At 65.0% G+C, this 14778-nt stretch carries 13 protein-coding genes; 8 read left to right on the top strand and 5 right to left on the bottom strand.

What is annotated here, in order from left to right; genetic code table 11:
- Positions 1-109: 109 nt before the first annotated feature.
- The 4 genes from B4N44_RS10080 (at position 110) to B4N44_RS10065 (ending at position 4455) form a co-directional block, all read left to right on the top strand.
- Positions 110-1426 (top strand): ABC transporter permease, encoded by a 1317-nt coding sequence (locus B4N44_RS10080; RefSeq protein WP_296700200.1) that lies wholly within the window; start codon positions 110-112, stop codon positions 1424-1426.
- Positions 1410-3062: an SUMF1/EgtB/PvdO family nonheme iron enzyme gene (locus B4N44_RS10075; protein WP_296700198.1), complete on the top strand. Its 1653-nt coding sequence runs from the start codon at positions 1410-1412 to the stop codon at positions 3060-3062. Before B4N44_RS10080 ends, B4N44_RS10075 begins: the two co-directional genes overlap by 17 nt.
- Positions 3063-3178: 116 nt before the next feature.
- A complete protein-coding gene (locus tag B4N44_RS10070) occupies positions 3179-3913 on the top strand; it encodes a YMGG-like glycine zipper-containing protein (protein WP_296700195.1) in 735 nt (244 codons plus the stop codon).
- 5 nt (positions 3914-3918) lie between these two features.
- The gene (locus B4N44_RS10065) at positions 3919-4455 is read left to right on the top strand and encodes a hypothetical protein (protein WP_296700193.1); all 537 of its coding nucleotides are present in this window, start codon (positions 3919-3921) and stop codon (positions 4453-4455) included.
- 164 nt (positions 4456-4619) lie between these two features.
- On the opposite strand, the gene B4N44_RS10060 is transcribed toward B4N44_RS10065, so the two are convergent.
- Positions 4620-5669 (bottom strand): YgfZ/GcvT domain-containing protein, encoded by a 1050-nt coding sequence (locus B4N44_RS10060; RefSeq protein WP_296700190.1) that lies wholly within the window; start codon positions 5667-5669, stop codon positions 4620-4622.
- Positions 5670-5825: 156 nt separating this feature from the next.
- Here B4N44_RS10060 and B4N44_RS10055 point away from each other — a divergent pair, with 156 nt between their 5' ends.
- Positions 5826-7649: an RNB domain-containing ribonuclease gene (locus tag B4N44_RS10055; RefSeq protein WP_296700187.1), complete on the top strand. Its 1824-nt coding sequence runs from the start codon at positions 5826-5828 to the stop codon at positions 7647-7649.
- Positions 7650-7771: 122 nt separating this feature from the next.
- Here the strand turns inward: B4N44_RS10055 and B4N44_RS10050 are convergent, their stop codons facing one another.
- Complete coding sequence (locus B4N44_RS10050; RefSeq protein ID WP_296700184.1) at positions 7772-8299, bottom strand: YcbK family protein; 528 nt, start codon at positions 8297-8299, stop codon at positions 7772-7774.
- 486 nt (positions 8300-8785) lie between these two features.
- Between B4N44_RS10050 and B4N44_RS10045 the strand changes: the two genes are divergently transcribed.
- Positions 8786-9481 (top strand): lytic transglycosylase domain-containing protein, encoded by a 696-nt coding sequence (locus tag B4N44_RS10045; protein WP_296700183.1) that lies wholly within the window; start codon positions 8786-8788, stop codon positions 9479-9481.
- Positions 9482-9535: 54 nt separating this feature from the next.
- Here B4N44_RS10045 and B4N44_RS10040 read toward each other — a convergent pair whose 3' ends face one another.
- Positions 9536-9754, bottom strand: coding sequence for a hypothetical protein (locus B4N44_RS10040; protein WP_296700180.1), 219 nt, complete (start codon positions 9752-9754; stop codon positions 9536-9538).
- A 419-nt stretch (positions 9755-10173) separates the two neighbouring features.
- On the opposite strand from B4N44_RS10040, the gene sat reads away from it, so the two are divergent.
- Together sat and B4N44_RS10030 are read left to right on the top strand one after the other, a co-directional pair.
- Positions 10174-11361: a sulfate adenylyltransferase gene (sat, locus tag B4N44_RS10035; RefSeq protein ID WP_296700178.1), complete on the top strand. Its 1188-nt coding sequence runs from the start codon at positions 10174-10176 to the stop codon at positions 11359-11361.
- A 157-nt stretch (positions 11362-11518) separates the two neighbouring features.
- A complete protein-coding gene (locus B4N44_RS10030; protein WP_296700176.1) occupies positions 11519-13246 on the top strand; it encodes a hypothetical protein in 1728 nt (575 codons plus the stop codon).
- A gap of 81 nt (positions 13247-13327) precedes the next feature.
- Here the strand turns inward: B4N44_RS10030 and B4N44_RS10025 are convergent, their stop codons facing one another.
- The gene (locus tag B4N44_RS10025) at positions 13328-14353 is read right to left on the bottom strand and encodes a lysylphosphatidylglycerol synthase transmembrane domain-containing protein (protein ID WP_296700173.1); all 1026 of its coding nucleotides are present in this window, start codon (positions 14351-14353) and stop codon (positions 13328-13330) included.
- Positions 14350-14739 carry a hypothetical protein gene (locus tag B4N44_RS10020; protein ID WP_296700172.1) on the bottom strand — a complete coding sequence of 130 codons (390 nt, stop codon included), beginning with the start codon at positions 14737-14739 and terminating at the stop codon, positions 14350-14352. The genes B4N44_RS10025 and B4N44_RS10020 overlap by 4 nt, the downstream gene beginning before the upstream one ends.
- Positions 14740-14778 lie beyond the last annotated feature (39 nt).

The following is a 14778-nucleotide window of genomic DNA, read 5'->3' as shown; positions in this document are numbered from 1 at the left end:
AGTGCGACATGGGGTGGGTTGAACTTCAGTCCGACGCGGCCGTGCCTCCCTGCCTCGGCGCTCTTGTCGGGCTGAAGCCCGACCCACAACGGGTTTCGAGCATCGCCGAATGACCGCAACCGCCGCAACGCCTTCATCCTTCCGCCCCGTCGCCGCGGAGGTCTGGGCCTTGGCCTGGAAGGATCTGCGCCATGATCGGCACACGACTCTGGTCTTCGTGCTGACGGTTGCCGCGATCCTGGCCCCGTTGCTCCTGCTGCTCGGACTCAAGAACGGCGTCGTCGAGACCCTGCGCGAGACCCTGTTGCGCGATCCGCGTAACCTAGAGGTCGTCATCTACGGCAGCGCTCGGCTGGATCGCGACTGGCTCGCCGAAACCGCGGCGCGGCCGGACGTCGCCTTTCTGATCCCCAAGACACGGACCATCAATGCCAGCGTGGATCTGCTGGACTCGGCGCGGAGGCTCCTACCGGCGGTCGAGGTGATCCCGACGGCGCTCGGCGATCCGCTTCTGCCGCCGGGCACCGTGCTGCCGAGCCATCCCGGCGAGGTCCTGGTGACCGCGACCTTGGCGCGCCGGCTGGGCCTGGTGCCCGCCCAGCCGGTCGCCGGGGCGCCGGAATCCGGAACGGAGGAGGGCGTTCCGACCCGGGCCGATCCGGCCTCCCTGGTCGCCGTGGTGAAGCGCACCCGCGACGGCGTCTCCGAGCACATGCGTCTGCCGCTCTCGGTCACCGGCATCGTGCCCGAGGCGCGGTTCGCGCGCGATGCGCTCTTCACCAGCCTGGACCTCTTGGTTGCCGCCGAGGACTACCGTGACGGTACACTGGATCTGCCGCCCGAGGGCGTCGTCCCGATCGGTTATGCCGACGGTCAGACGCGTTTCGCCAACGCCCGGCTCTATGCGACCGGACTGGATCAGGTCGGCCCGCTCGCCGCCGCGGTCAGTGCCGAGGGGATCGAGGTCCGCACCCAAGCCGAGCGGATCGCCTCGGTGCAGGCCGTGGATCGCACCCTGTCGTTCCTGTTTCGGGTCATCGCCTTGATCGGCGGGGCGGGCTGTGCGCTCGCCCTGGGCGGTGCGCTTTGGGTGGGTGTGGAGCGCAAGCGCCGTCAATTGGCGCTCCTGCGGCTGTTCGGGTTCGGACCCGGCGCGGTCGCGGCGCTGCCGGTAATCCAAGGGTCGTTCATCGCCGGACTCGGTCTGCTCTTTGCGGGTGCCGGCTATCTGGTCGGCGCGCATGCGTTCGACGCCGTCATGGGCGAAAATCTGGCCGGCGGGGGCTATCTGACCCGGCTCGGCATCCAAGACCTGGGTGTGGCGTCCGGATTGGTCATGCTGGTAGCCCTGGTCGCGTCGACGGCCGGGGCGATACGGGCCGGACGCGTGAGTCCGGCGGAGGGTTTGCGTGAAGCGATCCGTTGATGTAAGGGGTACGGGGTGGCTGGGCCGTCTATTGGCGATCGGGCTGGTGTCGTTTGCTACGCACGGCGTCGCCGAGGTCTCGGTGACCTGGCCCGAGGCGCTCTACAACCCCAAGCCCGCACCCGAGGACCTCATCGTCCCGTTGCCGTGCGGCGGCGCCATGGCGTTCCGGCCGGTCGGCACGGCGGGCACCGACCCGCTCGCCGACACCGAGGTGGAGCTCGGCAGCGAGACCGAGAGCCAGGGTTATGCCGAGCATCGGTATCTCGACCATCTCGCGGGCAGTTTCGAGGCACCCGAGGGCGAACGACGTCGCTTCCTGATCGGCAAGTACGAGGTGACTGCGCTGCAATACGACGCGGTCATTGCTGCCGCGTCCGGCGCGACCTGTCCGGAACCGGGCAAAGGCGCGACGGCGCGACTCCCCAAGGGCGGTGTCGGCTGGCACGATGCGCTGGACTTCGCGCATCGCTACTCGCTCTGGCTGCGCGAGGAGGCCGCGTCGATCGCCGATTGCGACACGGCCGCGACGCCCTGCCTGCCGCGCGCCGACGGGGTGCCTGCCTTCGTGCGCCTGCCGACGGAGTCCGAGTGGGAATATGCCGCGCGCGGGGGCGATCGGGTCAGCCCTGCGGTGTTCCGCGAGATGCTGTATCCGATGCCGGACGGACCTGCCCGCCATGCCTGGTTCAACCAGAACGCGCAGGGTCAGGTGCGCCCGATCGGCGTGCTCGAGCCGAACCCGCTCGGGCTTCACGATGTGATGGGCAATCTCGAGGAGTATGTCCTTGACCCCTTTCGGCTACACCGGGTGGAGCGTCGCCACGGTCAGCCCGGTGCGGCGGTGGTGCGCGGCGGCAGTCTCCATTCCAGTGACGAGGATCTGCGCAGCTCGCTGAGGCGCGAGGTCCCTTTTTACGACGATCGCGGTGCTGTGGGGACAGCCGACACGGGTTTTCGCGTCCTGCTCGCGGCACCTGTCTTGACCTCGAAGCAACGCATCGACGCCGTGCGCGCCGCCTGGGAGCGGCTCGGCAGCGATGTCGCTCGGCCGCAAGAGACGCCACCGCCGCGTCCGGTCCTGTCCGATCGCCCCTTCGAGGACCCGGTGCTCGAGCTGACCGCACTCGCCCGGGCGAGCGGCGAGCCCGAGATGAAGCAGCGTCTGGAGCGCTTGCGCAGCCTGGTTGCCGGGACGAACCAGCGGCTCTACGAGCAGCGTGCACGCAGCGCCCGCGAGGCCCTGCGTTTCGGTGGAGTGCTGTGCGAGAAGCTCTCGGTCGAGGGCTACAACATCGATCTGCTCCGCCGGCGCTACGACCTCTGCAAAGACAACGAGGAGGCCGAGCATCCGCGCTGTCGCCGGCTCGCCGAGGATCTGGCGCGCGACGACGCGGTGCTCGAGTCCAATATCGGCGTCTATGCCGACTCGATCGTCCGCACGGCGCAGACCTATCCGGACGACCTGGCTGTTCTGGACACGGAGCTGCTCGGACTGCGTTCGGAGCTGACCGCGCGCGGCTACGGCGATCTGGGGATCTATCCCGAGCGCTTCCATCGGCAGGTCATGGACTATGCGCGAACGGGCGCCGTCGCACGCGCCGAATGGTTCAAGGCTTGTCGCGAACTGCGATGAGCCGCGCAATTTTCGGCGCTCGAGCGCACCGCGATCGGCTAGACTCAGACGACGGACGTGCAGGGTTGCACACCCGCGGAACCATCCGAGCGGAACCATTCACAAGGAGCATTCAGATGTCGATCGCGCGTCGAACGGGTAAGAGCATCGTCGTTTTCGGTCTGTCCTTGACCCTTCTCCAGGCCGGCTGCGTCACCACTCCGACAAGCAATGGCGGTTACGGCGCGACAGGTCCGCTGACGCCTGCCGAGCAGCGCATGCGCCAGCAATCCTCCCAGCTCGACGCCAAGACCTCGCTCCAAGGCTGTGCCGCCGGCGCCGTCGCGGGCGCCTTGCTCGGGATGTTGTCGGACGGCAAACGCAGCAACAACATGATGATCGGTGCCGCCGCCGGCTGTGCGGTCGGGCTTGCCGCCAATGCCTACGTGCAATCCAAGCGTCAGCAGTATCAGAACGACGAGCAGCGTATCGCGGCCATGACCGCGGACGTGCGGGCGGAGAACGCGCGCATCTCGAGTCTGATCGCAACCAGCGAGGAGGTGATCGCCGCCGACCGCAAACGTCTTGCGCAGGTCAACGCGGCCTATCGCAACAAGGCCATCTCGAGCGAGCAGGCAAGACGCGATCTGGCCGGTGTGAAGGCCAATCGCGATCAGCTGCGGAGCACGGTCAATTCGCTCAAGACCAAGCAGCAGGACTGGGTGGACATCTCCAATCTCGAGCGACAGTCGGGGACCAATACCGCGCAGTTGGACCGAGAGATCGGCTCACTGAAGAAGCGCATCTCGGGCCTGGAGCAGGAGGTCGCGCTGATGGACCAACAGATCAACGCCTCCCCTGTGGCCGGTTAGCAATCATGGCAATCGAGACGATTCGAATCACCGGCGTGTGGCGCGCGCACCCCGTCTTTCTCGCCTGCGCGGTCGCCTTGGCTGCGAGCATCGCCGGCTGTGCCACGACGCCGGGCGAGTGCGACCCGACCACGCGTGATTTCTTCAAGAATACCGGATGTCTCGCGTCCGGCGCCTATGGCGAGCGCCAGCGCGCAATGCAGGCGACGCTCGAGCAAGAGCAGCGTCTGAACGCCTCCTTCCGCTCGGTGCTCTCGGAGCTTCAGGCCGAGCAGTCCAAGGTGAAGGGCGAGCTGAGCAGCCGGCAAGCCGACTATGCTCGGCTCGACGCCGCATGGGGCGATCTGAAGCGAAGCCTCGCCGCCGAAACCAAGGCCAACCGCGAGCTCGCGGCAAGGGTGGCCGCCATCGACAGCAGCGTGCAGTCCCGCAAGGCAGCCGACGCCGGCACCGATGTTGCCGCGAAGCAGGCGGCCCGCGACGACCTCAAACTCAAGGTTTCCATGTTGGAGAAGGAGTTGGCCGCGGGGGTCTACGAATAGCGATTATCCGCGCCGGTGTCGGGCGGACCTCGAGCGAAGCCGGATCCGGAAGCCATAGGCCCGGATCAGGCTCCGGAAGACCGTTGAGTCTCTCGCTCGTCCTTCGAATGACTCCCCCGGTTAAAAGGCGGGCGAGGTCGGGGTGCCGAGTCCCGGAGATCGCCTTAACCCGTCGCCGTTTCCTCGACCGGGAACCCGTAGGGCGGCGCCTCGAGCCGCACCGGCGGTCCGCCTTCGCTGAGTCTGACCTCGCCTGATTCGGCCGCCTTGATCTCCACGACCGCGAGCAGCGCGTAACGCCCTGTGTCGAGCGGGCTGGCCGCGACCACCGTTCCGCTGCCCTGCTGCGAGGTGCTGTCGGGGGAGAAGAGCGCATCGCCCGGTCGCGGCGGCGCGTCGCTCTCGACCTCGCCGACGTACATCCGGCGTTTGAGCTTGCCGAGATACTGCATCCGGGCCACGATCTCTTGGCCGGTGTAACACCCCTTGTGGAAGCTGACGCCGTCGATGAGCTGCATGTTGGTCATCTGGGGGACGAAGGTGTCTGCCGTTTCGTTGTAGACGCTCGGGATACCGGCACGGATGTCGAGCAGTGTCCAGGCGTCGGTGTTTGCGGGCACGGCTCGGGTCTTCAGTGTGTCCCAATGCGCGCGCAGCGGCTCGGGCGGGCCGATGATCTCGATCCGCGGCGTGGGTCCCGGCAGGCGAACCACCGCGATCTCGCCGACGATGGCGAGGCCGTTCTCGAATTCGGGAACCGGGAGGTCGCAGGCGCTCAGGGCCACCGCGGCACCATCGCCGGCGATCGCGATGCGGACCAGGTCGTCGCTTGCGTCGTCGATGGTCACGCGACTGCGCAGCACGAACATGCGCAGCCGTTTGAGGAGATCCGGGACGCGTTCCGCCGGCAGTTGGAGATAAAAGGTCTCGCCGACCCGAATCACCAGGAAGTTGGCCAGCATGCGTCCCTTCTGGCTGCAGTGACTGCTCCAGTGCACATGGCTCTCGGAGAGCTCGCGCAGATCGTTGCTGAGCTGGCCTTGGAGAAAGCCGAAGGCGTCGGCGCCGCGCACGGCAAGGAGTCCGAGATGGGAGAGATCAAAGAGGCGACAGTCGGGTTTCGCGTCGGGAGCGGGTTCGGGGAAGCGCGGGATCCCGTCCTCGTCGATACGCGTGGAGGTCGCGGTGAGATGGTCTCGCCAAACTGGATGCATGCTGTTTACCTCGGGCTGGAATCCGGAAGGCCGCACGATGCTGCGTCGAGAGGCGGCCGGTTCCGGTATCATAACCAAAGGTGCCGCGAAAACCGCGCTCGACAGGGATCGATCGCGCAAGGCCGGTTTAGATGGTGCAGTGGAGATCACAGCAGCTTGTCGACATATCAATGCAGTCCGCCGGTCAATAGCCTGGTGCTTTACAAGGTTCGCCCCGCGCGCGTGGTCAGCGTGGGGGAGAAGATCGAGATCGAGCTTGACGGCGGGCACAAGCGCGTTCGGCCCAAAGATGTCGAGCTGCTGCATCCCGGTCCACTGCATCGTCTCGCCGATCTCGCGCCGCAGGAGGGCGAGCTGCACGCGGCTTGGGAGCTGCTGGAGGGTTCGGAGACCAACCTCAAGGATCTCGCCGAGCTGGCGTTCGACGCCTTCACGCCGGCCACGGCTTGGGCGGCTTGGCAGTTGGTCTCCGAGGGTCTGACCTTCAGCGGGACCCCGGCGCAGATCCAGGCACGCCCCCGCGAGGTGGTCGAGCGCGATCGCGCCGAGCGGGAGGCCAAGGCGGCGGCGGAGCGCGATTGGCAGGCGTTTTTGGAGCGCATGTCCGCGGCGGCGCCGGCGCCCGAGGATCGGGATCGACTCGGCGAGGTCGAGCGCTTGGCGCACGGGCAATCCGAGCACAGTCGTATCCTCGCCGCGCTGGGACACCAACAGACGCCCGAAAACGCCCATCGCGCACTGGTTCAGGTCGGTTATTGGCATGCCACCCACAATCCGTATCCCGCGCGTTGCGGGGTCTCGACCCGGGATCCCGACCTGTCTGTTCCGGCACTCATCGAGGAGGAACGTCTCGACCTGACGCACCTTGCGGCCTACGCCATCGACGATGAAGGCAATCAGGATCCGGACGACGCGATCAGCGTGGACGGCGATCGGCTCTGGGTCCATGTGGCCGATGTCGCCGCGCTGATCGATGCCGAGTCCGAGATCGAGCGCGAGGCGAGGGCGCGCGGGGCGAACCTGTATCTCCCGGAGGGCGTGGTCAACATGTTGCCCGCGAAGGTCACGGATCAGCTCGGGCTCGGGCTGCAGCCGATCTCGCCGGCGCTCTCCTTCGGCATGCTGTGCGACGCGCAGGGCGAGATCCTGGACATCCAAGTCCATCGCACCTGGGTGCGCGTCGAGCGTTTGAGCTACGACTGGGTCGAGGAGCGCCTCGATGAAGGTCCCTTTGCAGCCATTCGGGCCTTGGTCGAGCCCTTTCGCGTCCGTCGTCATGCCGAGGGTGCGACCGGCCTGGATCTGCCCGAGGTGAGCATCCGGCTGGAGGAAGGGAAGGTACGGATCCGTCAGCTCCCGCGGCTCGGCAGCCGTGCCATGGTGACGGATGCCATGCTGATGGCCGGCGTGGCCGCGGGGCGGTTTTGTTTGGAGCGCGCGATCCCGATCCCCTATGCCACACAAGCCTTACCGGATGGTCTGGATGCCGCCACCGATCTCGCGTCCATGTACGCGCGGCGACGCCGCTTCAAGCCGACCCGCCTGACGGGCATGCCGGATCTGCATGCCGGGCTGGGTCTGCCGATCTACACCAGGGCGACGAGCCCGCTTCGCCGTTACTCGGATCTGTTGGTTCATCAACAGATCCGGGCCGAGCTGACCGGCCGACCCGGCCTCTCCGAGGAAGAAGTCACGGCGCGTGTCGCTCAGGCTGAGCTTGCCGCAGCATCCGTTCGACGCGGGGAGCGGCTTTCCAACCAGCACTGGAAACACGTCTTCCTGCGCGAGAATCAGGAGTGGCGGGGCGAGGGTGTCGTCGTCGACAGCGACGAGCGAAAGGTGACGGTCTTGATCCCGGATCTGGCACTGGAGGCGCGGGTGCGCTCGCGCGATGCGCCCGGGCTGAACGAGCGCCTGCGACTGGCGGTGACCGAGGTCGACATCCCGGCGCTCACGTCCGGGTTTCGGATTCTCGGCTGATTGGACCGGGCCGATCCGGCTCGGGTCTGTTCGACGCGCCCGGTGCGGCGCAAAGCCTCCGAAGTCGCCGATTCCGCGAACAACGAACGGCCGCTCGCGGAATCGGCGCGGACGGATCCTGCTCAGGCGCCCCAGCGCCGGACGGAACCCGTGTCGAGGTGGACGAAGTCGGAACGACGGTAGTAGCCGACACCGCCGCGCCCGAGGGCGATCGCCGCGTCTCGGATAGAGCGTGTCGGAAGGTCGGGGAAGCGCACATCGATCGCCTGTCCGGTGAGGTGCAGGCTGTTTTTTGCGACGCCGCCGGAGGTTTCCCGGAGCATCTTGTTGGTGCGCGGCGACCGGTATCCACTCAGAACATCGAAGCGGGCATCGGGGTCGCCGAGGTGGATCTTGATGTCGTACAAGAGGTCGAGCAATTGCGGATCCATCGAGACCTGGTCACCGGTCCGAAAGTCTCGGAAGAAGTGATTGATCTCTTGCAGCGCACTGCGTTGGTAGCGGTCTCCGATCCGATAGGTCACCGCGAGGCGTTCGTCGGTATGGAGATGATTGAATGCCAGGACACGCGGACGATCGGCCGGTTTCTTGGCAAATGCGGGTGCGGCGGCAGCAGACAAAGCCACACCCAGAAAGTAACGTCGATTCATGTTCCCCCCGGTACATTGGACGTTTTAGCCTGTAGGCAGGAGGAGAGTATAGGAAGTAGTCGTCGAAAAGCAATCAAAAATTTCTCATCGTACTCCATTCGATGTCGAGCTTAAAATCTTACACAAGATAACAATGACAACATACTGTTGAAATGATTAATTTTTTGTTGATTTAACAGATTACGTGATGACTCGCGAGAGACGTTTTTCAAACGGATCCGGCCGTGTTCTGACTCTATTTCGACCATGTTTCGACCACATCCCGAACACCGATTCGAAGATGCTCATGTACGTTTTGCAATCGCACGCGTCCGGCGATAATTCGTCTATGATGGTTCTGTAAAGCCATTCCGGGGCGGATATGTATTGCAAATCAGCAGACGACGGACTTCCCGCCGATGCCGAGAGGCTGACGGTTGCGCCGTCTTGCTCTAGCATGCACCGCCGTAAAACACCGGGTTCGGCACCGTTGGAGGGGGGATTGAGATGCGAAGAATCCTGGCGACCTTCGTCGTCCTGGCGGCGTGCGGCGTCGCGGACGTGGCTCAGGCCGATATCTACAAATACGTCGATGCCGCGGGCAAGGTCTATTTCACGGATGCGCCGCTGAAAGGCGGCAAGTATCGGCTCGAATGGAAGCGCGAGTCAAAGAAACTGGTCCGCGAGAGCGAAACACGCTCGGCCGGCCTGAAACAGCCCAAGCTGCTCACCGGGGAGAGGGCCAAGGCGGCCGCACCCATCACGGGATCGCTCGCGACGCGCCGTGCCGCCTATGAGAAGCTGATCGCCGCCAACGCCCGCCGTTACGGGCTCTCCCCAGCGCTGATCCATGCCGTCGTGCGGGCCGAGTCGGCCTACAAGGCGACGGCCGTCTCGCGTGCCGGCGCGGAAGGGTTGATGCAGCTGATGCCCGGCACCGCGGCCCGCTACGGCGTCACGGACAGCTTTAATCCGGCCGAGAATATCCGCGGTGGGACGGCCTATCTGCGGGATCTGATGGACATGTTCGATTGGGACCTCGAGCTTGCTCTGGCGGGCTACAACGCGGGCGAGGGGGCCGTCATCAAGCACGGACGCAAGATTCCGCCCTATGCTGAAACTCAGGCTTACGTGCGAAAGGTTCGGCAGTTTCTCTGGGCCGAGAAGGACGCCGGCACCGGCGTGGTGATGTCGGTGCGCTGACGTGCGGGCGGGGTCGTCGGGTCGCTTGCTCGAGATCGTGTCGGGCGCTGCGGGTTAGTCCTCCCCGATGACGCGATTGTCGCGCGGGGTGGAGAGCAGCTTCTCCGCCTCGCCTTGTTGACGTGCGAAGACGAGCCGGTACTGGATGTCGCTCCCGGTGGCTTCCTCCTCGCGGCGACGACGCACCAGTGCGCGGGCGTCCTGATAGCGTTCGATCGTGTCGACGTATTCCAGTTGCAGGGGCGGTAAAATCTTGTAGACGAAGTAAGGCATGGTGGGTGTGTCCTTCGCTGTGTCTGTTTTCCGGGTTCCGATCGTTTGGTCGTGGCGGAAGATGGGCCCGCCCGGGCGGTGCGCAAGTCTAGCTCACTCGACGCCGCGCACCGCCCTTATGCAAAGTGAATTTGTTCGCTGCATAAAGATCCTCTGGGCAAGGGGTTTCAAGGTCCGTGGTATGGTTTCGAGGATCGGCGGAGCAGGTCGGTCGGTTCCGGCAAGCAAGCCGAAAGCGGATCGGGGTTGCCGCATCACCACTGTCGGCCGAAACGTGTCGTGTCCGATGCGGTGCGGGTCGCCCGCGCACGAACCCAGATGACACGCCCGACAAGAATGCAGTTCCCTCAGTCGTTTCATCGTCCTCCTCGGTCGAGCATCGACAGGCGCGCGATGGACCCTACCAAGAGAGGCAGAAGATGATCAAACCTGTCGGTTCCGAGGCTTTGAAGCCTTTGTTCGTCTACGACCCGGATTCCCACCATGCCTTGATGCGCGAGGCCGAGACCCTGCCGTCGGTCATTATCAGTTCGCAGGCGGCCGCCAATGCCGTGATGTTGGGCGGCGGGTATTTTAGTCCGCTGCCCGGCTTCATGAATGTCGCCGACGCCATCGCCGTGGCCGAGGGGATGCGGACCACCGACGGGCGCTTCTTCCCGGTGCCGATTCTCTGCCTGCTCGAGAGCGCCAACGGGATCGCCGGGGCCAAGCGGATCGCCTTGCGCGACCCCAATGTCGAGGGCAATCCGGTACTCGCCGTGATGGATGTCGAGGCGGTCGAGCAGGTGAGCGACGCGCAGATGGCGCTGATGACCGAGCAGGTCTACCGCACCTCCGACCCGGAGCATCCGGGCGTCCAGACGTTCAACAGCCAGGGTCGGTTCGCGGTCTCGGGCCCCATCCAGGTCCTGCATTTCTCCTACTTCCAGGACGATTTCCCGGACACCTTCCGCACCGCCGTGGAGATCCGCAACGAGATCGCCGAGCGCGGTTGGAAGCGCGTCGTCGCCTTCCAGACCCGCAACCCCATGCACCTCGCCCACGAGGAGCTGTGTCACATGGCCATGACGCGGCTCGATTGCGACGGCCTGGTGATCCACATGCTGCTCGGCAAACTCAAGCCCGGCGATATCCCGGCACCGGTGCGGGATGCGGCGATCCGCAAGATGGTCGAGCTCTATTTCGCGCCCAACAGCGCCATGGTGACGGGCTACGGCTTCGACATGCTCTACGCCGGACCGCGCGAGGCGGTGCTGCATGCCTACTTCAGGCAGAACATGGGCGCGACCCATTTCATCATCGGCCGCGATCACGCCGGTGTCGGCGATTATTACGGCGCATTCGATGCCCAGACGATCTTCGACGAAGAGGTTCCCGCAGACGCCTTGCAGATCGAAATCTTCAAGGCCGACCATACCGCTTACTCGAAGAAGCTTAATCGGGTTGTTATGATGTGCGAGGCCCCGGATCACAGCAAGGATGACTTCGTCCTGCTCTCCGGCACCAAGGTCCGCGAGATGCTCGGCAACGGGATCGCCCCGCCGCCCGAGTTCTCCAGACCCGAGGTCGCGCAGATCCTAATGGATTACTATCGCTCGCTCGACTGAGCCGCGTTCTCGGTGAACCGCGTTGCCCGCAGGGTGCTCGTGCACTCGCGCGGCCGACGCGTTTTCACGTCGAAAGGGTTCGGGGAGCCGACATTTTTAATGACGCCCAGAGGATGTCGAGGCAGGGGTCCGTAATTCCTGCGAGGCCGAGAAATCCATGTCCACCTCCATCCAACCGCACGAGAGAGGTCCCCTCAATGCGATTTCGGGGCGCGAGTCCATCCTGACACTCGTCCTGCTGACACTCGCGACACTCGGGATCGGGCTGCTCTTTGCGCTCGATCCGCGCTGGGGCTACGACGAGGCTTGGCACCTCTATCTGAGCACTCTCTCGCCTTGGACCAAGGCACTGGAGGAGGGCTTGGTCGACGCCCATCCGCCGCTGCATCATCTCCTGCTCATGCCGATGGCCCGATTCGGCCCTGATCCATTCTGGTTCCGGCTGCCGTCGGTCTTGGCCGCTGTCGCGACCGTTCCGCTCTGGTATCTGTTGCTGCGGCGTCTGCGGGTCGTCCCGGAGATGGCCTTGCTCGGGGTGGTGCTGCTCATGACGAGCTTCGCCTTCCTCGAGCTTGCGGTCTCGGTGCGCTCCTACAGCTTCGGACTGCTGTTCCTGGTCATCGGACTATTCGCTGCGACGACGCTCGTCCCGCGGACGGCCTCTGGCGCGATCGGCCCCGGGGCCGCACCCAAACCGCAACTGCTGATGGCCGCGTTGGCTCTCACGATCGCATTCGGCTTCATCTACTCGGCGCTCTTCGTCATCCTCGGCTTGTTTCTGGCCTTGGCGCTGCTGTGGGCGGTTCGGGCCGGACGTCGCTTTGTACGGCCGCTCGAATGGTTGCGGACTTGGCGTTTTGTGGATTGGTTTGCCTTTGTTGTTCTGGTGATCGGCGCCTTCTCGGTGCTGCTGTGGTTTGCACTCGGGTATGGACGCGGTCGCGGGGCCGTGGCGCCCATGCATCTGGAGTCCTTCACGTTGAGCGAGGGCGATTCGATCCTCCAATTCGCCTGGTGTGGTCTGGTCGGCAACGCCGGCTGGCTGACCCCGCAGTTTCCGGCGACGGACCCGGGGCAGATACTCGCCGTGGCGCTGTTCTGGACGGCTGCCGCCGCCGTGCTGGCGGTCGGGCTGTGGCGCCGGCAGAGCGCTCGGGTTCTGATGGTTCTAGCGGCCGTGATCGCGACCGCATTGGTCTTCGCTGCGGGGGGCGTCGGCGCCTATCCGTTCGGTGGACTCATGCGGCATCAAGCGATGCTGTTGCCGCTCTATCTGGTGATCATCGTCTTGGCGCTCGATCTCGTCTGGTCGCGTTTGCACTCACGGCGCGTGCAGCAGGTGTTCAGTCTCGCGGTTGTCGGATTTGCCTTGTTCGGGCTCTTCCGTGCCCATGCGACCGATCCCGTCGGCGAAGCCCACACCGCAGGCATGCGTCCCGAGATCTCGGCTGCATTCGCGTGCGATTCGGGCGAGCAGGCGGTCTACGTCGAGGGGCGGGCGTTCTATCCAGTCTATGCCGCCGCCTATCCAAAGGGGATCGCGTTCCGCTCGACCCTGACCGAGCAAGACGGTGTGCCTGTCGAGGTTCCGTACGGAACGGGTTGGTTCAACGGCTTGATCCATCCGCGGGATTGGGACGTCTTCACGATGAAGGACGATTGTGGATCCGACCGCACACTCATTCGAGATCGGCGACGTTGGACGTTGCCCGAGGGCCCCGATGTGCGGCTCGAGTCGCAACTTGAGTCATTGAAGGCGGCGCTCGGGGTTGGTTCTCTACAGCTGATCCGACTTCCTCCGGAAGAGGATGACGGCGAGTCCGAGCGCGGGACGGCATCGGCTGACGAGCCGCCGCACACGTCGCGCTGCCCGATTCGCCGATAGGTAATTTCCGGGCAGCATTTTTGACCATGGATCGGCGACTGAAGTCGCCCCGGGTCTCGTAAGCGCACGCAGTCGGGATGGTTATCTTCGGAAATCGTCTTGGGCGATTTCCGAACCCTCGCTCAGCGCTGCTGCTTCCCGCCGGATCTGGCGATAGGAATAATGGCGCGAGACGAAGAAGAGTGCGCCGGTCAGGGTGATCGGTACCCAGTGGCCCACGAGGAAGAGAATGCTGGCGGCGAGTGCGACCTCTTGGCTGATGCCGAACGGCGTCAGAGCGAAGACGAAGGCGGCCTGAACCGGCCCCACGAATCCGGGCACGCTCGGCAGCGACACGGCCGCTGCGGTGACCCCGACCACCAGCATCACCACGCCGGGCGACACGGAGACACCGTAGCCCGCCAGACTCAGCCAAACCAGCGCCGCCGCGACATACCAGCGCAGGAGCGACTGCGCAAGCAGCGCTGCGGTGGTCGACGGCGTGGCGAGCGCTGCCAAGCCGCGCGTCAGCTCGGTGAGGTAGGTCTGCCCACGCTCCGCGACGACGGCGGGGAGGGACGGACTCAAACGTCGCCAGAGACCCAGCGAGACATTCGGGAAGCGCCCGAGCAGTACCAGTACCGTCATCAGCGTCAGGATCCCGGCGAGCGCGATGGCGAGACCATAGGTCCAGCCGGGCGGCAGCTCGCCGAGCAGGATCGCACCGGTAACGAAGACCAGCAGGATACCCACCAGGTCCAGCGCACGCTCGACCACCAGCGTCATCAGGACCCCGCTGCGCGAGCATCCCGACTCCTTCGCGAAAATGACGGTGCGGATCAGCTCGCCGATGCGTAGCGGAAGCACGTTGTTTCCGGCGAAGCCGATCATCATCGAGGGGGCGACCTGCCGCACCGAGAAGCGACCGAATGGTCTGAGGATCAGCGTCCAACGTTGTGCGCTGTTGAAGAAAAAGAACGCCAACAGGATCAGGAACGGCGCGATGACCCAGAGCTCGCCTTCGAGCAATGTGCTGCGCAGCGTGCCCAGGTCGACACCCCGCAGCGCATAGACGAGCAGCCCGACCGTAAAGAGGATCGGGAGCAGCAGTGCGAGGAGCCGCTTCATGCGTCGGGCCGTCTTTCGAACACTGACTCGGGCATTGCTTCGGGATAAAGGCGACGCACGGTCGCCAGCGCGGACTCCAGATCCTCGTCGACCTCGATATGACGGAACTCGGCATTGCGCCCGACCGAGTGAAGGTTCTCATATCGGCTCAGCACGGTCTCCGCACGCGCCTTCACGGTCTCGAATCCGCGGTCGTAGACCGGGTAACCGAAGCCTTCGGGCAAGACCATTATGTCGTCCACCTCGGCCCGGTCGACCAAACCATAACGCTCCAATGCGTTGAGGACATCCTCGACGGGGCGGTCGGTCTCGGCGGTCACCTCGGCGCAAAGCACCGTGTTGTCTACCTGCGCCTCCGGGTCGTGGAAGTTGCGGAACTCCGCCATTCGGTTGATCACGACAGGCCTTGATCATCGATTGGTCCA

The sequence above is a fragment of the Thiocapsa sp. UBA6158 genome, from assembly GCF_002423035.1.
In the GTDB taxonomy this organism is placed as follows: Bacteria; Pseudomonadota; Gammaproteobacteria; order Chromatiales; family Chromatiaceae; genus Thiocapsa.
The sequence above is the reverse complement of the archived record's forward strand: the minus strand, read 5'-3'. Positions and strand labels throughout refer to the sequence as shown.